The sequence below is a fragment of the Neorhodopirellula pilleata genome (assembly GCF_007859915.1).
Lineage (GTDB): Bacteria > Planctomycetota > Planctomycetia > Pirellulales > Pirellulaceae > Rhodopirellula > Rhodopirellula pilleata.
This window is the reverse complement of the sequence record NZ_SJPM01000010.1, coordinates 66743-87172: the sequence shown is the minus strand read 5'-3', so window position 1 is coordinate 87172 and position 20430 is coordinate 66743. Positions and strand designations below refer to the sequence as shown.

Annotated in this window: 11 protein-coding genes; 6 read left to right on the top strand and 5 right to left on the bottom strand. The window is 56.0% G+C overall.

Annotated elements, in window-relative coordinates:
- Positions 1-11: 11 nt before the first annotated feature.
- The 3 genes from Pla100_RS20715 to Pla100_RS20705 are packed head-to-tail and all read left to right on the top strand — an operon-like array spanning position 12 to position 5481.
- Positions 12-1535, top strand: coding sequence for an efflux RND transporter periplasmic adaptor subunit (locus tag Pla100_RS20715; RefSeq protein ID WP_146579745.1), 1524 nt, complete (start codon positions 12-14; stop codon positions 1533-1535).
- A complete protein-coding gene (locus Pla100_RS20710) occupies positions 1535-4912 on the top strand; it encodes an efflux RND transporter permease subunit (RefSeq protein WP_231603295.1) in 3378 nt (1125 codons plus the stop codon). Before Pla100_RS20715 ends, Pla100_RS20710 begins: the two co-directional genes overlap by 1 nt.
- Before the next feature lie 50 nt (positions 4913-4962).
- Positions 4963-5481, top strand: a complete 519-nt coding sequence (locus Pla100_RS20705) for a hypothetical protein (RefSeq protein ID WP_146579743.1) — start codon at positions 4963-4965, stop codon at positions 5479-5481.
- Between the two features lie 7 nt (positions 5482-5488).
- Here the strand turns inward: Pla100_RS20705 and Pla100_RS20700 are convergent, their stop codons facing one another.
- Together Pla100_RS20700 and Pla100_RS30985 are read right to left on the bottom strand one after the other, a co-directional pair.
- Positions 5489-6382 (bottom strand): DsbA family protein, encoded by an 894-nt coding sequence (locus tag Pla100_RS20700; RefSeq protein ID WP_197168111.1) that lies wholly within the window; start codon positions 6380-6382, stop codon positions 5489-5491.
- A complete protein-coding gene (locus Pla100_RS30985) occupies positions 6315-6578 on the bottom strand; it encodes a hypothetical protein (protein WP_197168110.1) in 264 nt (87 codons plus the stop codon). Before Pla100_RS30985 ends, Pla100_RS20700 begins: the two co-directional genes overlap by 68 nt.
- A 574-nt stretch (positions 6579-7152) precedes the next feature.
- Between Pla100_RS30985 and Pla100_RS20695 the strand changes: the two genes are divergently transcribed.
- Positions 7153-8745, top strand: a complete 1593-nt coding sequence (locus Pla100_RS20695; RefSeq protein WP_146579739.1) for a hybrid sensor histidine kinase/response regulator — start codon at positions 7153-7155, stop codon at positions 8743-8745.
- Here Pla100_RS20695 and Pla100_RS20690 read toward each other — a convergent pair.
- The gene (locus Pla100_RS20690) at positions 8716-9468 is read right to left on the bottom strand and encodes a PilZ domain-containing protein (protein WP_146579737.1); all 753 of its coding nucleotides are present in this window, start codon (positions 9466-9468) and stop codon (positions 8716-8718) included. The genes Pla100_RS20695 and Pla100_RS20690 overlap by 30 nt on opposite strands.
- Positions 9469-9737: 269 nt before the next feature.
- Between Pla100_RS20690 and Pla100_RS20685 the strand changes: the two genes are divergently transcribed.
- Both Pla100_RS20685 and Pla100_RS20680 read left to right on the top strand, forming a co-directional pair.
- Positions 9738-11588 carry a hypothetical protein gene (locus Pla100_RS20685; RefSeq protein ID WP_146579735.1) on the top strand — a complete coding sequence of 617 codons (1851 nt, stop codon included), beginning with the start codon at positions 9738-9740 and terminating at the stop codon, positions 11586-11588.
- Positions 11589-11724: 136 nt separating this feature from the next.
- Complete coding sequence (locus tag Pla100_RS20680) at positions 11725-12921, top strand: polysaccharide biosynthesis/export family protein (RefSeq protein WP_231603294.1); 1197 nt, start codon at positions 11725-11727, stop codon at positions 12919-12921.
- A gap of 32 nt (positions 12922-12953) precedes the next feature.
- Here Pla100_RS20680 and Pla100_RS20675 read toward each other — a convergent pair whose 3' ends face one another.
- Complete coding sequence (locus tag Pla100_RS20675) at positions 12954-18575, bottom strand: choice-of-anchor Q domain-containing protein (protein WP_146579733.1); 5622 nt, start codon at positions 18573-18575, stop codon at positions 12954-12956.
- 304 nt (positions 18576-18879) lie between these two features.
- Positions 18880-20121, bottom strand: coding sequence for an NO-inducible flavohemoprotein (gene hmpA, locus Pla100_RS20670; RefSeq protein WP_146579731.1), 1242 nt, complete (start codon positions 20119-20121; stop codon positions 18880-18882).
- Positions 20122-20430: the final 309 nt, after the last annotated feature.

The following is a 20430-nucleotide window of genomic DNA, read 5'->3' as shown; positions in this document are numbered from 1 at the left end:
CATGGTTCACGATGTCCACGCTGAAATCTTGGCCGCAGCGGGTGCGCGGCTTTTTATTGACGACGGTCGCGATGGCGATTGCCATTGTTGTCGGTGCGCTCGCGTTTACCGAACTACCACGCCGGCTTGGCCTGGTCACTACCTCGGTGGTCGATTCCGACCCCCACGCCGGTCACGATCATAGTTCCTGCGAACATACCGATCACGACGAGGAGCACGCGGGCCATGATCACGGGGATCACGAACCGGGCCAATCCATCGAGCTAAGCCCACAGGCCCGCGCGAATCTACGACTCACGACTGCCACCGCAGTCGTCGGGCCGTACACGAGTTTCGTCGAAGTTCCCGGCATCGTGACGCGCTGGCCCGGCGAAACTCATGTCTCGATCACTTCGCCGCTGACGGGAGTGATCAACGCCATCAACATCTCGCGAGGCGAGATGGTTCATAGTGGCGATCCGCTGTTCACCCTTCGCCTGACTCATCAGGACCTCGTCAATACTCAGCAAGCATTTCTATCGCAGCTCGGACAGATGGACATCGAAGAGCGCGAGATCGAGCGACTGGCGAGCATTTCACAATCCGGAGCGATCGCGGGGAAAACACGCTTGGCTCGCGAGTACGAACGCGACAAGTTATTGGCTGGCATCCGCGCCGCTCGCCAATCGATGCTGCTTCACGGCTTAAGCGAAGAACAAATCGCCAGTATCGAACGAACTCGCACGCTGATTCGGGAGGTCGTTGTGACGGCACCGCTCGTCGAAGAGGATAACTCATTGCATCACGAATCGCTCGGTGAAGCAAATAGTCGAGTGTCCGGCAATCCGAGTGTTCGGCTAGCTGCGATGCAACCGCCGCCGATGTCCTTGCCGGAGCATAAGCACATTGACGCGGAGTTCCTTGTCACCGAACTGGACGTTCGGCGGGGCGAATCAGTTACGACGGGTCAGCAGATTGCTCAACTGTCCGACTACAGTCGACTATTGATTGAAGGGCAAGCGTATCAACGCGACGCGGGTCTGCTGAGGAAAGCCGCCGAGGCCGGTGCCGAGTTACAGGCGACGATGATCGGAACGGATAACGAAGTCGAAACGATCGCGGGCCTGAATGTCGTCTACATCGGAAACGAAGTGGGGACGGACTCACGGTCTTTGCCATTTTATATCGGTCTTCCCAACCAAATCGAACGAAGCGAACAACGCGGTGACAAACGGTATGTCAGTTGGCGATACAAACCAGGTCAACGATTGACCGTCCGTTTGCCGCAGTCGCGCATCGAGAACGCGCTGGTGGTCCCCAAAGACGCTGTGGCAGAAGAAGGGCCGGAGCGATATCTATTTGTCGAGAATGGCAGTCATTTCGATCGCGTCCCCGTTGAGGTGCTCGCGTCGGACAGCGTCCATGCTGCGATTAAGAATGATGGTCAAGTTTGGCCAGGCCAGACGATCGCCGTCAGCGGTGCCCATCAGTTGCAGATGGCGATGAAGAACCAAGCCGGTGGCGCCATCGATCCGCACGCGGGGCACAATCACTGATGTTAGATCGTATTATTCATTTCTCGCTTAGCAATCGACTGATTGTCTTGGCACTCGCCGCCATCATGTTGGGTGTTGGTGCTTGGCAATCCGCTCGGCTGCCGATCGACGTGTTTCCCAACTTGAATCGTCCTCGCGTGGTCGTTATCACCGAGGCACCCGGGATGGCGCCCGAAGAAGTGGAAACGCTAATCACGTTTCCGCTCGAAACGGCTTTCAATGGTGCCAGTGGCGTCGAAGCGGTCCGCAGCAGCAGCGGCATCGGTTTGTCGGTCATTTACGTCGAATTCGAGTGGAATACCGACATCTACAACGATCGACAAGTCGTCAATGAGCGATTGCAACTCGTCGCCGAGCAATTGCCAAACGGTGTGAAACCAACCCTCGCCCCGATTTCGTCGATCATGGGTCAAATCCTCATGTACGGCATGTGGAGCGAAGGGGGAAAGACGGAGCCGATGGAAGTTCGCACGCTCGCCGATTGGGTCGTCCGCCAACGACTACTCACGATCCCTGGCGTCTCGCAGGTGTTCTCTATGGGGGGCGGCCGGATGCAGTACCAAGTGTTGGTTAATCCCGATGCACTACTTGAGTTCGGTCTTACCATGGGTGACGTTCACACCGCAGTCGGCGAAGCGAACATGAACGCGACGGGCGGATATCTTGACCAACGAGGTGCCAATGAGTTGCTTGTCCGAGGCCTTGGTCGGATCACTAGCTTGGCGGACTTGAAAGAGATCGTCGTCACCATGCGTGATAGCCTACCGATTACGGTCGGTGACATCGCCAAAGTGGTTGAGGGGCCCCAAGTCATGCGTGGCGATTCGTCCGCGTACTTACGAGGGAAGGATGGTACGATCGAAGGTGGTCCGGCCGTCGTCTTGACCATCAACAAACAGCCCGGCAGCGACACTCGCGCGGTCGATCAAGCGATCGCCGACGCTCTTCAAGAGCTGAAGGTCTCGCTCCCTAACGACATCCGGATTGCCAACGTTTATTCGCAACGTTCGTTCATCGACCGCGCGATCGACAACGTCGTCGAAGCGCTCGCCGACGGCGGCGTCTTGGTACTCGTTATCTTGTTTTTGTTTTTGCTGAATTTCCGCACGACATTCATCACGCTCACGGCGATTCCGCTATCCATCATTGCGACCGCGTGCGTGTTCGCTGCGTTCGGGCTTTCGATCAACACCATGACACTGGGCGGGATCGCCGTCGCGATCGGCGAACTCGTCGACGATGCCATCGTGGATGTTGAGAACATCTTTCGACGCCTGAAAGAGAACCGACTGTCGGTGACGCCACGGCCCGCATTGGAAGTTGTCTACAAAGCCAGCATTGAGGTGCGTAGCAGCGTCGTCTACGGCACAGCAATCGTCGTGCTTGTTTTCATACCGCTGTTTGCCCTCGAAGGCATGGAGGGAAAACTCTTCGTTCCCTTGGCGATGGGTTACGTCGTATCCTTGATCGCCTCGCTGGCGGTTTCGTTGACGGTGACACCGGTTTTGGCCTCTTTGCTATTGGTCAACAAGCGAGCCTGGCAGGTGGTGATGCCGGTGTTGGCATTTGGGATTGCCGCATTGACCGTTTACTGGGTTGTGCCCCGAGTCGTTCACCTTGTGCATCTTCCAATCGGATTGCCTGGCAGTCCCCTCGCGTGGTCGCTTGTACTGACGCCTGTGGTGTGGGGGTTGATTCAGGTTACTGAAGTTTTCTTGGGTGGTCCGGAGGCCGAAGAGGGCAAGTTGCTCGAGGGACTCAAAGGGATCGCCGGGATCGCAATCGACTTCAGCACGCGATTCGCCGGTCCGGTTCTCGGTGTCGCGGCAGTCTTGGTTGGGTTTGCGATCTTCGCCGTCTCCCAGCTCGAACGCGACTTCTTACCGCCATTCAACGAGGGTGCCGTACAGGTCAATGCGCTGCTTGCTCCGGGAACATCCTTGGCGACGAGCAATCGCATCGGGCAAAACGTGCAAGAGGAACTGATGAAGATTCAGTCCGTCAAGTCGGTCGCACGGCGTACCGGTCGAGCCGAACTGGATGAACATGCCGAAGGCGTCAACGTCACTGAGCTGTTTCTGGAAATCGACGACGGTGCCGATCGTGAAGGTACCATCGAACGCATCCGCGAGACCATGGAAGACATACCCGGCGTCGTTTCAAGTACGGAACAGCCATTGGCTCACTTGATCAGCCACATGATCTCCGGTGTGAAAGCACAAATCGGCATCAAACTCTACGGCGACGACCTAGATGTCCTGCGCAACAAGGCTGAGGAAATGAAGCGCCGTATCGCGGACGTTCCCGGCTTAGCCGATGTCATGATCGAACAGCAAACCAACATCCCCCAACTGCGAATCGAGCTGAATCGCAAGGCACTAACACAAAACGGGCTACGTCCCGCCAATGTGATGGAATTGATTGAAACGGCGATGAACGGACAAGTCATCAGCCAAGTGTTACTCGGCCAACGCACGTTCGATTTGATGATTCGAATGGACGAGCCCTTTCGCGAAGACCTCACCAAACTCAAACGATTGGCGGTCCCGCTGCCCGATGGTGGAACCCTGCCTTTGGAAGCCGTTGCGAATGTGTACGAGAGCAGTGGGCCCAACATGATCAAGCGAGAGCAGGTCCGTCGACGCATTGTCTTGCAGGCAAACGTCTCGCAACGGGGCGTCGTGGATGTGGTCGGCGACATTCAACAACGACTCGTCGATTTGCCGCTCGAGCCAGGATACTTCATCGAGTACGGCGGGCAGTTCGAGAGCCAGCAATCTGCGACTCGCCGACTCGCGATTCTTTCCTGCGTCGCGCTGCTTGGAATGTTCTTGATCCTGTACACACTCTTTGGCAATGCAAACTTCTCGATGCAGGTCCTCGTCGCGTTACCGACCGCTTTCTTAGGAGCCGTCGCGGCATTGATCCTCACGGATCAGAACCTCACGGTTGCCGCCATGGTCGGATTCATCTCGCTGTGCGGAATCGCGAGCCGCAATGGTATTTTGTTGTTGAATCACTATATCTACCTAAACGAGCACGAAGGCGAATCATGGACGCGTGAGATGGTCCGGCGCGCGGGGCAGGAACGGATGGCCCCGGTGCTGATGACGGCGCTCACATCGGGGATCGGCTTACTTCCTTTGGCACTCGCGGCGGGTGAGCCGGGCAAGGAAATCCTATACCCGATCGCAACCGTAATCGTCGGCGGTCTCCTCACCAGCACATTGGCGGAGTTCTTTGTTCGTCCTGCCTTGTTTTGGACGACCGGGATCAATGCGGGAAAACAGATCATCCGTGATCGCTCGCAGGTTGCTCAGCGGTCGACCGATGGCGTTCGACCTGAACACGCACTGTACCCGCGTGAGTCCAGCTAATTACCAGACCCGAGTTCTGATCACCACAAACCTCTCATTGGAAATCTGAAATGAAGATTCATTTGTTTACATTGACCTTAGTTTGCTATGGCCTAGTCGGTTGTTCAGGGCCGAGTGAGTCCGTCCCGTCAGTCCCGGAGCCTTCCGACGTGATCGTTATGGACGACTTGCCATCGCTAACCGATTCAGACGGCCATCCTGAACACGGACCACATGGGGGCGAACTGATCGAACTCGGTAAAGAAGCGTTTCATGTTGAGATGGTTCACGATGCCGCGAAGGTCTCCATGTTTGTACTCGATAACACCGCGACAATACCCGTTGCGATTGAAGTTCAAACACTCACACTGAGTCTGAAACACGATGGCAAAGTCAAGTCGTTTGAGCTTGCTGCCGACCGTCAAACCGATGACCCCGAGGGTCGTTCGTCGCATTTTTCATCGACCAATGGCGAATTGATGCGTTGGCTCGATGCCGAGGCCGAAGGCGCGGTCGTTTTGTCAATCGAGGGCTCGTCTTACACGGGCAAGATTTCGCACGATCACGACCATTCAGGGCATGATCACTAACACGTTTTTAGAGATGCTGCTCGATCAGCCGAATCATGGCATCGGGACTTTCAACGGCACCGACCGAACTGGTTCTCGGAAACAAGAGTTTCGGAATCGTGCCTGCGCCCGCGCGTTGATACAACGTGACATGTTTGTTCACGTAATCCGACGGCAGTGAGCTATTGAGCATCTCGGTAAGTTTTTTTTGATCGACCAGTGATCGTGCTTTCGAAAGAGCTTGCGCATAGTTCGGCGTCGATTCAAACAGCACGTCGTGAAACCTTTCAAACTGACTGGGATCAACACACCACACCGCGATGGCAAGCTTTGCAAGCTCACACGCCTCGTTGTGACTGGGATGGGTCGAGTTAACGGTAGGATTACACTCGCGATCGAGTGGAACAGGCATGGTGATGACGGCTAGCTTGTCACCAAAGTGTTCTCGAGCGGCGTCAAGGGATTTGTGCGTCCGCTGGCAGTGCGGACAGGTGTAATCAAAAAGCTCGACAAAGACCATCTCGGCATCCGGCCTTCCGATCAACGGCCATGAATCCGTTCGCAACTCAATGTTGCCCAGCACGAGCGCAGTGGGCGACTTGGTTTCGGGCGCCGTGACTTGGCCGTATAGCAAAGCTGCCGGGTTAACGATTGCCGCGATCAACTGAGCCGCCTTGGCATCCTGTTGCGAACTCGAGGCTTGACGCCGGGGAGCGTCGAAGAGCATGTTGCTTTTACCCGCATCATTGGCTTCTCCCGCTCCCGACGCCGGGATGGAAGAGGGGGCCGAGATGGTTGTCTCGTCTCCACTCACCTCGTTGCCATGCTCGATGATCTCGAAAGTGGCCGGAGCTTCACTCAGTGTCTGCAATCCGATCAAACTCGCGAGTGAGCAGGCCGCCGCCACCGTGATCCAACTCATCCGCAGACCATTGATCGGCAGCATCAACAAGAAGGTAACCGCTTGTGACAAGTGCGACCGTACTGGCCAAAAGCATCACCCACCACTGAGGCACCGAAGGATCCAAGCGACTCTTCACATGCTTGTCAGTCACCTCTTTCTCTTGACGATACAATAATCCCTCCGCAAAAGCGCGAGGAAACTCGGCAGTGGACATAGCATTACTCCAGCTCAGAACAGAAGAAATCAAGATGCATCGAATCTCGATTCTCGCAATGCAAGTCGTGCGCCAAACCCCCTAAGCTTTTTTGCCGAACTTCTGCCTTGAAGATAAAGGAGGCATTTAATTAGCCGAAGGGCGTGAGCCTGGACCGTCGCTAATGTTGTACGGCCAATCAAATCAACACGCCGCCAACGACAGGCCTCTCGTGAGCCGATGTCGCTCGCGACACGCCAAACCCTGAGCCTATCCACTTATATGTTGAATCGCGTATATGATTAATAATACCTGCAGATATAGTATTACCCGCTATTCGGGAAATTGGCTCGGCAATCGGGAACCATTCGCGACAAGTTGCCCTCAGAAGTGGTCAGCTATCACCTTTTACCATTCGTTGAATCAGATTGAATGTCCCCGAGTTTCCTTGTCCGATAAACAAGAGCCTATCTGGTCATGAACGAACAATCGACTCGATGGATCGATTGCTTGGTCGTTGTGGGTGCGATTGCGTTGGCACCAGCGATGGAGTCGAGCCGGTTGAGCGAGTCCAAGTCGTTCTGGAGCATTGTGAGTGATCGACTTTTTCCAGAACCTGTTTGATACGTCCGATTTTCCGCCTCGTTGGTACTGTGGGAACTGGTCGGATTTCCTTGGTTGGCTTCACGTCGTTTCGGACTTGGCGATTTGGCTTGCCTATTTTGCGATCCCCGCGGTGCTGGTTGCCCTAAAACAACGTTACGAAGGACTGCTCATCGGCACGCGAAGCATCATTTGGACTGCCGATCCAAAAGGTGAGTTTGTGTCCCCTCAGAAATCTTGGGAGCGATATACCGGCCAGAGCTGGAGCGAACATCGATACCGAGGCTGGCTTCAAGCAGTCCACGAGGCAGACCGGGAACATGTTCAAGAACGCTGGAATGAATCCCAGCGTGACGGAAGCCTTTATCACACGACCGGGCGGGTCTGGAACGACGCCAGTCGCCAGTACCGATATTTCGATGCCGAAGCGGTTCCGATCCTCGATGGCGACGGCAACATCCGCGAGTGGGCCGGCACCTTCACCGATATTCATCAGGAACGACTTGCCGAAATTGCATTGGCCGAAAGTGAACAACGTGCTAACGAAGCTAGTCGAGCCAAGACGGAGTTCTTGTCCAACATGAGCCACGAAATCCGCACGCCCATGACGGCGGTTCTGGGCTACACCGATATTCTTTTAGAAGACGAGACGGACCTTGATCGTCGCGAGCATCTTACCACGATACACAGTCACGGCAATTTCCTATTGGAGCTGATCAACGACATTCTGGATCTTTCGAAGATCGAAGCTGGGAAGCTCGAAATTCTCGTTGAGCCATTTTCCTTGCAAGAATTGGTCGAGGATGTAAGGCGATTGATGCGAGTGAAGGCGGAAGCACAAGGGCTTTCTTTGTTGATCCGCTACGACGGAGAGGTTCCTCTGTTGATCCAAAGTGACCCCAAACGAGTACGACAGGTACTGATCAATCTGATCGGCAACGCGATTAAGTTCACGGACTATGGCAGTATCTCTTTGACGGTGGCTTATGCAGCGGACACCAACAAGCTGAAGTTTGAGGTCGCCGACTCCGGCATCGGAATCAGTAACCAACAGAAGTCACGATTGTTTCAAGCATTTTCACAAGGCGACGGAACAATCACGCGCGACTACGGCGGCACCGGCTTAGGTCTGGTCATCAGCCAACGTCTTGTCACCATGCTTGGTGGAAAAATCACCGTCGAGAGCACACCGGGCGAAGGCAGTCGGTTCCAGTTTACAATTCAGACGGGCGACGTCTCCCAAACCCCTTTGGTGAAACCGAGAAAAACAATCGGCTGTGAGATCGCGTCCCAAGCGAATCTTCAGATCGGAAACAACAGCGGCATGATGAACGCTTGCACGTTCTTAATCGTTGATGATCGCCGCGATATCCGATTCCTGACGAAGCATTTACTAGAAAAGTGGAACGCGAGTGTCGTCGAAGCGGTCGATGGCGAGGATGCGATCGCAAAAGTCAATCAACGTAACGCGAGCGGCCGTCGATTCGACCTGATTTTGTTGGACATGGAGATGCCCAAACTCGATGGCTACGAGACCGCGAAAAGGCTTCGGCGATCAATGCTTCGCCATCAATCCACTCGTTGAGAACGCATCGTTGATTGCCCTCGACGCAGCTAAGTTTTGAAAGACGCATCCGCACTCGTAGCCGTCGTCGGTGGGACGTACCCACTTTACCGTTACGCCACCATTTGCGATCCGTTTGGTGGATTTCAGTGCGGCATCGACATCATATTGATCGACTTCAGCACGGTTACTGATCAATAGTCGTTCTCCGACCTCGACTTCGGAGTTCAATGTAAGACGGATCCCTGTCATGGAAAAGTCTTGCAGGGTGGCCATCCCGATTGTCGGCAGACCATGGGCGCGTCGAACCTCGACGATCGCTCCAGTTCTCACGCGAGGTTCCAGCCGTCGTGTGACCCATCCATTGTCGACCATCTGATCGATGATCTCATTCGAGAGCGGACGACGGAAACAGAATCCACACGTGTTCGCCCCCAATGATGTACGTTGGTTCCAGCACATCCGGCCGGCAAGTTCCAAATTGACGGTGCCTCCAATGTCGCGGATGCGCAGGATCGCAACGGGAATATCTCGATTGAATTGCGCGGAGATCTCAACGGCACAGCCTGTCTCGCTGATGTCGGCCAAGCGAACCGGGAACGCGAGCACGTCGTCGCCCTCGAGAATCAAAAGGTCTGCCGCAAGCTCCTCTGAGTTCTTCGAATAGAAACGATCAGATTGTCGTTGGTGGTTGAGGGTCGGAGGGGTGATCAATTGAACCAAGGTCGAAGCTTCGGAACGCATTCTCCTGAACTGTAGGTCACGATCCAAAGGGATGTCGGTAACAACTGGTCGATTGAACAGTGGACTCCTTTCCGGACATCCGATGGGTGGAATGTCAATCTGTGAGGATTGTTCCGCATGTTCAGGCTGCAACGAACATTTCACCCCGACGATCGGAAGAATCCAAACAAACCGAACACCGGCCGACCGATGGAAATGTTGGACTCAACCACCGCGTGATCGGTGTTGTTGTGGTGTTTCACGAATCCTCAATAATCAGACTGGTTGCGATGACCACGAATGCTCAGCCTCCAGCCGACCTTCGAACACAACGTCGTTGCACCGCCAGTTCCATGCGCGCCAACTCCCGCCGCATTCAATCTAGCCTTGGCAAGCTACACCGCCTTGGATTCCTAGCGGTCGGAGGTACCACGATCCTGGCGTCATCGCTTCTGATGGCACGCGATGCCGCATCGGAAGACGCCCAGAATCTCGGCCCAAGAACGAATCCGTTCGCAGTTCCAACCCGCGACGTGATCACGTCGCCACCGCATTCTTGGGGGCCTGTTGCTACGGCTAGCTTACAGACTCCCACCGCGAATATCGTTGACCGATCCGCTCGCCAAAGCTCCTTCGTCGGTCCCGATTGGTCACAATACGAACGTGTGTCAGTCCAGCAACCGAGCCAGTCATTAGTCAGCGATTCTGTAGCAACGATGGCGATGCCCACCCAGCCTTATCGTTTGCCGGTGACCGAATCTCTTCGATCTGAGCTCAACACTCCGCCGAACAACGGGCGTGCGGTGACCGGTCGTGCCAATGCTCAACTCGTCAGTGCGGCAAAGAAACGTTCCCAGTTCCTCGCCCAGCAGCCTCCCGCTCCTCAAGCGGGTTCCTCGGTTTATTTGGCGACCCAAACGGCTCAGTCGGAACTCGAGATCGCCGCGAAACTGTTCCAGACCGCCCAACTCGACTACGACTACCGAGCTTATGCGTCAGCCGAAACGTCGGCTTGGGAGTCGCTAGAAAAGTCAGCGCTCGCGATCGACCTGGCCGCCAGCATGAATCCTCGATTGGCAGATTCTTCGGCACCGACCGCAATCCAGCGTCTGCACCGGGGGAAACGGGCGATCATGGAGGCAAGTGATTTTGTCGGTCCGTTTGCACAAAACGATGCGGTCTCGATCTCTCGCCTGGCTCGATCTCACGAAACACCTGTCGTTCGTGAGACACTTCCTCCGCTACGGGCCGCCTACTCGCTCTCGAATCAGGGTGAGCCGTCGACAGGCTCGTCGGATCGTTTGCCAACCGTCAGCGAGGCGATCGATCGTTATCTCGACTACGCTCGTTCTCAGTTCGCCGAGTTGGCAGCACAAAGTTTGCTTGCCGCGCAGACGATGGACTTGGTCGCCGCCATTCGACTCGGTCGTAACGACCTGTCGCAATTGCCAGGCCCAACTGCGATTTGCCTACGCCGCGCCGCAGTCCAAGGTCAAAGCGGCAATGCGGACTTAGCCGCCAAGTTGGGCCACCATCTCGCCGATATCGGTTTGGTCGACGAAGCCCGCTGGGCGTTGGGACATTCGTTGTCGATTCAACCTAACTCCGCCAACTCCGCTCGGCTAGCACATTTGAAGTCGATCTCCGCTCGCCCTGAAAAACGTGACTACGGACAATCCATCATGGCGTCGACTCGATCGCAAACACCGCCTGATTCGACCCGACGCGTCCCCGATGTGATCGCGTTGAGTCCGACCCAGTTCGCGGCGATCTCAACTAGTGTTCTGCCTGGAATGAAACCTTCGCAATCCAACGAATCGATCTTGCCGGTCGGCTCAAATCAAGTGTCGCTCAACCGCGATTCGATGAACAACGCGACACCGGAATCTGCACGATCGGAAACCGTACCGCGCACTTCCATCATGCATAATCTGGTCGCCTCCTTCCGCAGAACCCTTCCTGCGGCAGCGGACTCGACCAATGTAACCCAATCCGAACCGACGGAACTGGGCTCGCCGAATTCGGGATTTGCCATCACGCCTTCACGATACAACGGGCCACCTGTGATTCCTGCGGCAACCGTGTCGCCTGCCGCCCGAGTCAGTACCACTCGGATGCCAAGCCCGAAGCGATGGTGGTGATCTCATGAAAACTCTCACCCTCACCGTCATGCTCTTCGACTCGACAACTGTCCGTGAACTCCAATGTTTTCAAGAGTGCAGGCACCTCCCGAGGTGCAGACGAGTCGGTTCGATTCTTCCCTGTCCTAAAGCGCTCATGCAACGCATCGTTGTTCATTGTCTTATTTTCATCGCAAGTTGCCTGTTCTTAGCAGATAACTTGATGGCGCAAACTCCAGCCGAACATCAATCGATCACTGCGCATGGGTGTCAGGGATGCGGTACGACGATGGTGGCTGGTCCGCAGGGATACGGTTGTCCGAAATGCATGATGGGCGTCGACTGCGCAACCGCGTGCGGAAATGAGGCGCGGTGGCAGGACATGCGTCCGATGAACTTCGATGCCTACGGGCCTGGCGGCTATGCCGGGCCGGCTCGATTGCAACACCTTGCCCGCTATCACATCCGTCCCGGTGATCAAATACAAGTGGTTTACTTGGTGACACGACGCCAGGAGAACGGTCAGTACCGGTTGATGCCCGGCGATCAAGTGTCGATCGAGTCGATCGCCGACGGTGATCTGAATCGTGGCTCCCTAGAGAACGGATTGTTAATTCAACCCGATGGAAGCATCACCGTTCGCCTGCTCGGCCAAGTCCAAGCGGCCGGTTTGACTGTGCAGGGGCTACGAGCGTTATTGGAACGAGAATACAAAGCCTTCTATGATGATCCGTCAATTGACGTGACGCCCGTCCGTACCAACACGCTCGCCGAAGACATCCGCGCCGCCGTTGGTGGATTGGGCGGACTCGCGGCACAGTCGCTGACCGTGACCGTCATGCCCGATGGCCAGATCCGCCTACCGGGTATTGGCGGTGTCAACGTTCAAGGATTCACGCTCAGCCAACTTAAACGCGAAGTCAACTTGCGTTACGCCGAGGTCGTGGTGGGTTTGGAAATTGAGCCGATACTCGCCGTACAAGCGCCCCATTTCGTCTACGTTCTCGGCCAAGTCGCCACGCCCGGACGTATCGAAATGACCGCACCAACAACGGCGATCGGTGCGATTGCGACGGCGGGCGGTCATTTGGCCGGCGGCAATCTTCGTCAAGTCGTGATCTTCCGCCGAGCCGAAGATTGGCGTTTGGTATCGACAATGCTCGACCTTCAAGGTGCCATTCGCGGAAAGCGTCCGACGCCCGCCGATGAGATCTGGTTGCGTGACGGCGACGTCGTGATCGTTCCCGAACGTCCGATCTTGCTCTTCGACCAGTTCGTCGCCCAAGTCTTTACGAATGGGATCTACGGCGTCGTGCCTTTCCAGGGTTTCCAAATCGACAACGGCGGCAACTAAAGTCATGGATCCGGTGAAAGATCCTGCCTTATCTACATTAACCGCACCTGATCGGCGAAGTGATCGCGGGCTTCGCCTAAGCTGGATTCCTCATCGGTTTCAGTCAAGGCAGCATCAATCGCGTTCGCGCGGATTTCTGGTCCGTACCGTGCAACTTGGTCAATTGTCTCATCGTTGGACGTATCGACAAAGAAGTGCGATTCGGCTTCGGCGAGTACTCGATCAGCGGTCGGCGAGTCGTTCTGCGAATTGGCCAAATTGGACGGATTCACCGTCGCCGCCGGTACGAGTGGTTCACCCGAACCTATCGTCCGATTGGTCGAATCATTATGACGATTGAGCTCGTTGATGATGATCAACGCGTCCAATGCAGTGATACTCTCGTCACGGTTGACGTCCAAGAACGAGGCCGCTTCCATTTCAGTCGAGATCGGCTCGCCTTCTCCAGCGGCTCTTGATTGATCGATCGAATTAATCTCGTTGATGACCATCAACGCATCCAATGCCGTCGTGTTGCCGTCGCCGTTGGTATCGGTCGGCTGGATAATGTTCGTTCCAGGGCGATTCGATAAAGCATCGAATCCGGCTGACGACCGAATGGTGTAGAGCCCTTCGGTTCCTTGGGGCGGAAAGATCACCGCATAGAGCCCACCCGCAACGACCATTGCCCTGTTCGCACCGTCGACAAAGTTGCTGATCGGATTGGTATTGCCGTCGAGAATCTGTATGCCATTCACTGCCGAGCTGCCAAAGGCAGATGTCACGGTGACAGTCGTGTCGGCTACCGCTTGAAAAATGATAGCAGTGGGAACGTTATCGCCGGGGATGATGTGCGGCCGAGCCACAATGTTCGGAATAAAAATCCGCGTCTGACGTTCGACCCGGTCGTCATCTTGGATCGTCCCGACCGCCGCCGCGTTTGATATCGTTGCTGGAACGCTAGCATTGCTAAGGGTGACTCGGAAATTTTCGTCTGGTTCGACAACGTTGTCGCCGGAGACATCGATCGTAATCGTCTTCGTCAGTTCACCGTCGTTGAACGTGATCGTTCCGCTGGGCAGTGAATTGATTAGGAAATCGTTCGCGGTCGCGGGATTATTTCCTGTGCCGGTCACTGCAAAGTCAACCGTTGTCGTACCCGAAGTTACAACACCCCGCGAAACGGTAAACGTAAATGCGGTTGATCCATTATCGCCCTCATCCTTGTCCGCATCAGTGGCGGCGATCGAAAGTGTTGGGGTCGGTGCCGCGTCGTCATTCCGGATCACCCCGACGGCTGTGTTGGTTGAAAAGGTCGCGCCACCGCTCGGATTCGTTAGCGTTACCAAAAACGATTCATCGGGCTCAAAGGTGGAGTTGACGGCGACATCGATGGTGATGACCTTGCTGGTTTCTCCTGCAAGGAAGTTGAGCGTTCCCGACGGCAACACGTTGGTGACGAAGTCCGACGCCGTTGCCGGGTTGGCACCCGTTCCGGTAACGGCAAAATCAACACTCGTCATTCCGGAAACATTGGTTCCGCGAGTAACAGTGAAGGTAAACGCCGTGGTCCCCATATCACCTTCGTTTTGGTCGGCGTTGTTGGCTGCAATCGAAAGGGCGGCGACGGGGGCGGAAAGGTCCGATTCGAAAGCGCCGATATCCACGCCGGTACCTTGCGGACGCGAAACACCACGTTGGTCCGTGGCTAACCCCGCAGAAACTCCTGCGTCTAGGGCCGGGCTTCCCGCCAACAGGGCAATCGTTTGCGTCGGACCGCCGTTATCGCCGAGCGTTCCCAGACCCGCATCGAATCCGATGAAATTGTTGCCACCATCGGTAAACTCGCCATCAACGTTGCTGTTCGTCACGCCTGTGTTTCGAGCGATAATCGTATTGGTAGCCGTAACCGAACTGAGGATCGATGATACCCCGCCACCGATCGCGGCCGTATTGTCTGCGATGGTGACGCTTCTCAGCGTTACCGATGACCCTTCACTAGCGATCCCACCACCTGAGGATATTGCGGAGTTGCCTGCGATCGTTGAATTGATGATTGTCACGTCACCGTTCGTACCATCATTGAAAACGCCACCGCCATCGCCAGACCTATTGTTCGAAATGGTCGATCGGATCACCTCAATCGTGCCTGAGCTACTATTCCAAAGTCCTCCGCCCTCGTTTGCCGCGAAATTACCATCAACAGTCGTTTCAGTAAGTGAAACAGTTCCGTTACCGGTAATGTGCAACCCACCTCCGTTACCAGGAGATGCCGTTGCGACCGGGCCGGCAACGTTGTCGTTAAGGTTCGTAAGGCTCAAGCTCGTCGATGATCCATCGGTGACTTCGATCCCGCCACCGGCTCGGTTGGCGGTGTTGCCAGTGATGCTGGTGTTGGTCACGGTCAAGGCACCTCCCAGGTTCAATATGCCACCGCCACTACCGGCGGTTCCATCGGCAAAGTTGTCGCTGATCGTTGTTGAATCAATCGTGACTTGCCCACCGTCGTTGAACACGCCGCCACCACCTTGGTCGGCGTCGTCGCCGCGTGCCGTGTTGCCGTTGATGGTCGATCCCACCAGAGTCATTGTACCTGTGACGCTGTTCCAAACACCACCGCCTTCGGCATCGGCGGTGTTGTTTGTGATCGATACGTCGATGAAATGCGCCGTCCACGGTCCAGATGTGTGCAACGCGCCTCCGTTGATTCCGGTCGTGTTGCCATCGAACTCGGTTTCAAAGAACGTCGCATCGCCCGCGTTCTCCACCCCACCGCCGGCGCGCGCGGCATCGTTATCGGAGATCGTACCCCCACGCACCACGAGCGTGCCTCCGTCCGCATTGAGAATCCCACCGCCGTTGCCCAGTCCCACGATCGCGGTATTTCCGGTCACGTCGCTGTCGGTGATCGTCACCGTTCCCCCGTCGTTGAAGATCCCGCCGCCGCCTTCGCCCGGCTCATCGCCTCCGCTGACGTTTTGCGAGATCGTCGAGTCCGTGATCGAAAGATCACCGCTCTCGTTGGCGATGCCGCCACCGTTGCCGCTCGCGGTGTTGCCGGTGATGATCGCATTACGGATCGTCAACGATCCGCCGACCGCTTGCAACGTTCCCGCTGCGGCCGGACCCGTCACCCGGTAACCATCCGGTGAACCATCTTGGTCGACGTCGATGTTCGTGTTCACACCGTGCAAGACGATCTCACGCAGCGACATCGGCAACAAGTTGTTGTACTGGCGTGCCTGGTTGGGATCACTTAAATCAAATGTGTAGGTCTCCGTGAAATCAATCACGCCGCCCGGTGCGGTGGGAAAGTCATTGATGTCAAAATCATCCAGTGGTGAATCGCCTTCCTGAGGAACGGGCGCTCGCGGGCTGGAAAGATTCAGTAGCACGTTGCCGTACGCAGCCGCACCTTCCCCCACCGTGATGAAACCGTCGCCGTTGGCATCGTCACTGGCTACAGGTGTGCGAGTATCGATCGCGATGCCGCCTTGTCCCACAAAGGGACCGGGAATGGATCCGGTGGTGTCCAAATCCGATGCAACGCGGCCGTGGATATGTTGAATGTGAGGTTGATCGGGAACCAACCCCGAGGCGTTAATATTGACCGTGATCGTCGGGTTTTCCGGATCGGAGTCGTCGACCGTAACACTTGCCGTCCCGCTCACTCCGGAACCGTTGAGCGGTGTCAGGGTGGTCGTGAACGTTCGCGCGGTGACATCGACTCCACTGTCGTTGAAGATACCTCCGCCGATCGGTGCGGAGTTACCGCTCACCGAGGTCCCATCCACCGACAAACTTCCCGAATCGCTATTCCACAGTCCACCCCCTTCGGCTCCGGCGGTGTTCGCGGAAACCGTTCCGCCGACGATACTTACGCTACCATCGCCGGTGATATGCAGTCCGCCCCCGTTACCCGGTGCCGCCGATCCGACCGGCCCGGCGACGTTCTGATCCAACGTGACGTCAGTCAACGTCGTCGACGAACCTGCGGTGACTTCGATCCCGCCGCCGGCTCGGTTGGCCGTGTTGCCGCTGATCGTGGTGTTTCCACTGATTGTGAGCACCCCACCATCATTGAGAATGCCGCCGCCGGATCCATTCAGGCCATTGGCAACATTAAAGGCGATGGTAGCATCGCTTACGACAAGCGTGCCACCGTCGTTGAAAAGTCCGCCTCCGCCATTATCGGCATCGTCACCGCTGGCTATGTTGGAGGTTAAGGCTCCACCGTTAATCGTCATGACGCCCGTTGACGAGTTCCATAGCCCTCCGCCTTCACTGGCCGCGGTATTGCTGCCAAAGATGGCGAAGTTTGAAGTGACTTGAGCTGCGCCCGTCGAGTGAAGTCCACCGCCGTTGATGTTCGCAAAATTGTTGGACACGTCAGTGCCAAAGTTTAATGTTACCGTTCCCGCAATGACTTCAATACCGCCACCGGCTCGATTGGCGGTGTTGCCATCAGCGGCAAGCGGCCCTCCGATCTGACTCGAGTTGATCGTGACGGTTCCGTCGGTGCTGAAGATTCCACCACCACTTCCCAGCAGGCCATCCGCTGAGTTGCCTCTGATCGTGACATCGGTCACCGTCAGCGTTCCGCCGTTATTGAAAATGGCACCGCCTCCATCGTCGGCGGCATCACCTGAAGCGACGTTATCGATCAGGGTAGTATCTTCGACGGTCATCGTACCGAGATTATTCCACAAGCCACCGCCCTCAAGGGCAGCAGTGTTTCCCGACACGGTGCCACCGGTGATTGCGGCATTCCCATCACCCGAGAGATGCAATCCACCGCCATTTCCCGGCATAGCCGATCCATCTGGGCCTGCAACGTTTTGACTCAGCGACACATCGGTCAACGTGGTGAAGCTTCCGCCGGTCGCTTCGATGCCCCCGCCGGCCCGGTTAGCAACATTGTTGCTAATTGTCGTGCCGGCTACAGTCAATGAGCCGCCCAGATTCAAGATTCCACCTCCGCTGCCGGAGGCTCCACTGGCGATGTTATTCGATATGGTCGAGTTAGTGATGGTAAGTTCGCCGCCATCAACGAAAACGGCCCCACCACCGTCAGTCGCCAAGGGGCCGGTTGCCACACTATCCGTTACGGTGACCGAATCGAGCGTGAGTGACTGGCCCGAGGAAATGAAGATCGCACCTCCGCGTTCGGCTAAACCATCACTGAGCGTCAAACCCTCGATCGAGACATTGGTTGCCACGCCGGATCCACCTTCGACGATCGAAAAGATTCGCGAGGAATCGTCGCCGCTGATGATTTGAGAGGCCGCGTCGTCCCCCAGCGAAATTGCGAGTGAATCACTAATGGTCAACTCGCTTCCGAGTGTGATCGCCGACAAGCCTCCCGCAAACGTAATGCTGTCAATGATCCCAGGACCGGCGTCGCCCGCGACCGTATCCGCATTGACGATCGCATTCGTGTTCGCGGCTTGAATCGCCTCCCGCAAACTGAGCATCCCATCTTCGGCGACCACGTCGTCGGCTGTCGTGACCAGATACGCAGCCAACACTCGACGTTGCTCGAGTGGTTCGGCAAGCAAACGCCGTATGGAGGTATGGCGAAATTTCTGGGGTTGCTTTTTTCGTGATCGGGCTCCCTGTGCTTTCGATCGATGTGAAAGCAGTTCGAGCAGGGTGGTAGACAGGAAGCCAGTCATGTTGTTCTCCGGAAGGCGATTCGTACGGCGGATCGTTCGAGTGAAAGCAGGCAATTTCTGCTTGAACTCGCGGGCGAACCGAATCAATCATTCGAAAAAACAACTCTCAATCCGCCACTCCTTGCCGTAGGCACACAGCGTGCCGGATGAACCTCCGACGGATCGCTACGTCGAATATTCATTTTCCCAGCGGACTGGTTGCTAATAGGCGGCTACCAAATCGCACGCCCATCGAAAGCAAAATGAACAGCAATCAATGGATTTCCATTCAGCCCAAACCTAATCCTTGATTCCGACGCCCCCACTAGGTGGTCGCTGCGTCGAGCACCGCGAGATCCTGTTTCGGGCCAAAGAATTCGTACCGCATGCGGTGTTCATCCACGCCAAGTTCGCGCAAACTGGCATCAATGTTTTGCATGAAAGTTCGAGGGCCGCAGAAGTAAAAGCTCGCTTCATCCCATGGTGTCCAATCACGCAGTAACTCGGTTGTGACGAATCCCGTCGCATCGCACTTGCCGTCGTCAGTATCACCCGGCAACGGTTTGTCGTAGATCACGTGCGTTTTTACATTCGGACCGACCTCAACCAAGTGGGCAAGTTCGTCGGCGAACGCCTGGATACGGCTGTTACGAACCGCATGGATGAAGTGGATGCGAACCGTGGGGTTGGTGTGAACCAGCGACTTGGCCATCGACATCAATGGAGTCACTCCGATCCCGCCCGCGATCAAAACGATCGGTTTGTCCGCCGCCTCTGGGTCGATCGTGAACTCGCCGCACGGCGGACCGACGTGAATCGAATCTCCTTCGTCGATCCCATCATGGAGATAGTTCGAAATCAACCCGTCTGGGGCGTCCGCTGAAAGTCGCTCTTCGCGTTTGACGCTAATCCGATAGTGAGGCTGGTTCGGACGATCCGAAAGGCTGTAGTTGCGAGGAGACGTAGGCGTGTGAGGGTGTTCGATGTGAACGGTGATGTATTGACCTGGTTGGAAAGAAGGCAACGGACCCTCGTCGGCCGGCTTCAAGTAAAACGATGTGACCAAATCACTTTCACGGATCTTCTTGGCAACGATAAATTCTCGCGTCCCATTCCAACCGCCCGGCGCAGCCGTTTGTTCTTGATAGATCGCGTTCTCGCGCGCGATGAAAATTTCAGCCAGGAACCCATAGGCCTCACCGACCGCGTCGACGATCTCGGGAGTCGCGGCGTCGCCCATCACGTCGCCGATCGCACCGAGCAAATTGGCACCGACGATCGGATAGTGTTCGGCTTTGATCCCCAGCGAACAGTGCTTCTGTGCGATCAACTCGACGGCCGGCATCAAGACGGCGGGGTTATCGATGTGCGTGAAGTAGGCACAGATCGCGCCGGCTAGCGCCTTTTGTTGACCTCCGGTGTGTTGGTGCGATTGATTGAAAAACGCCTTCACTTCGGGGTTGGCCACAAACATCCGCTCGTAGAATCGCCGAGTGATCGTCTCCGCATTGGCGGCAACCACGGGGGTAATGTCTTTGATAACTCGAACCGTCTTTTCACTGATCATCAATCGGTTTCCTGGAAAGAAGCAACTCAGGGAAGCCTTCCTGATCAGCCACCCTTTTCATGCACCCCAGTGTATAGGTTTAAATATGCACGTCAAGGTGTATGTTGGGGGTTGGTTCTCTAGCGGCGTTCATTACGCCCGGCCGCCGGCGGGCTGTTGATTCAATCGTAACCCGCTGCGTAAGCTCACTGTACCACACAAGTGTGGTCGGATTGGTTGTCTGATTTTTCTCGAGAATCGGGGCCGAAAGCGTCCCATGCGTGGGACAGGTCGTTGACTCGTTGCAGTCCAAGCCAAAGAGTCTGGGCT

Bases quoted from the DNA above. Each gene is read 5' to 3' on its own strand.
- Pla100_RS20715 (WP_146579745.1), top strand. From the start codon at position 12: ATGTCCACGCTGAAATCTTGGCCGCAGCGGGTGCGCGGCTTTTTATTG.
- Pla100_RS20710 (WP_231603295.1), top strand. From the start codon at position 1,535: ATGTTAGATCGTATTATTCATTTCTCGCTTAGCAATCGACTGATTGTC.
- Pla100_RS20705 (WP_146579743.1), top strand. From the start codon at position 4,963: ATGAAGATTCATTTGTTTACATTGACCTTAGTTTGCTATGGCCTAGTC.
- Pla100_RS20700 (WP_197168111.1), bottom strand. From the start codon at position 6,382: ATGAGTTGGATCACGGTGGCGGCGGCCTGCTCACTCGCGAGTTTGATC.
- Pla100_RS30985 (WP_197168110.1), bottom strand. From the start codon at position 6,578: ATGTCCACTGCCGAGTTTCCTCGCGCTTTTGCGGAGGGATTATTGTAT.
- Pla100_RS20690 (WP_146579737.1), bottom strand. From the start codon at position 9,468: ATGCGTTCCGAAGCTTCGACCTTGGTTCAATTGATCACCCCTCCGACC.
- Pla100_RS20685 (WP_146579735.1), top strand. From the start codon at position 9,738: ATGACCACGAATGCTCAGCCTCCAGCCGACCTTCGAACACAACGTCGT.
- Pla100_RS20680 (WP_231603294.1), top strand. From the start codon at position 11,725: ATGCAACGCATCGTTGTTCATTGTCTTATTTTCATCGCAAGTTGCCTG.
- Pla100_RS20675 (WP_146579733.1), bottom strand. From the start codon at position 18,575: ATGACTGGCTTCCTGTCTACCACCCTGCTCGAACTGCTTTCACATCGA.
- hmpA (WP_146579731.1), bottom strand. From the start codon at position 20,121: ATGATCAGTGAAAAGACGGTTCGAGTTATCAAAGACATTACCCCCGTG.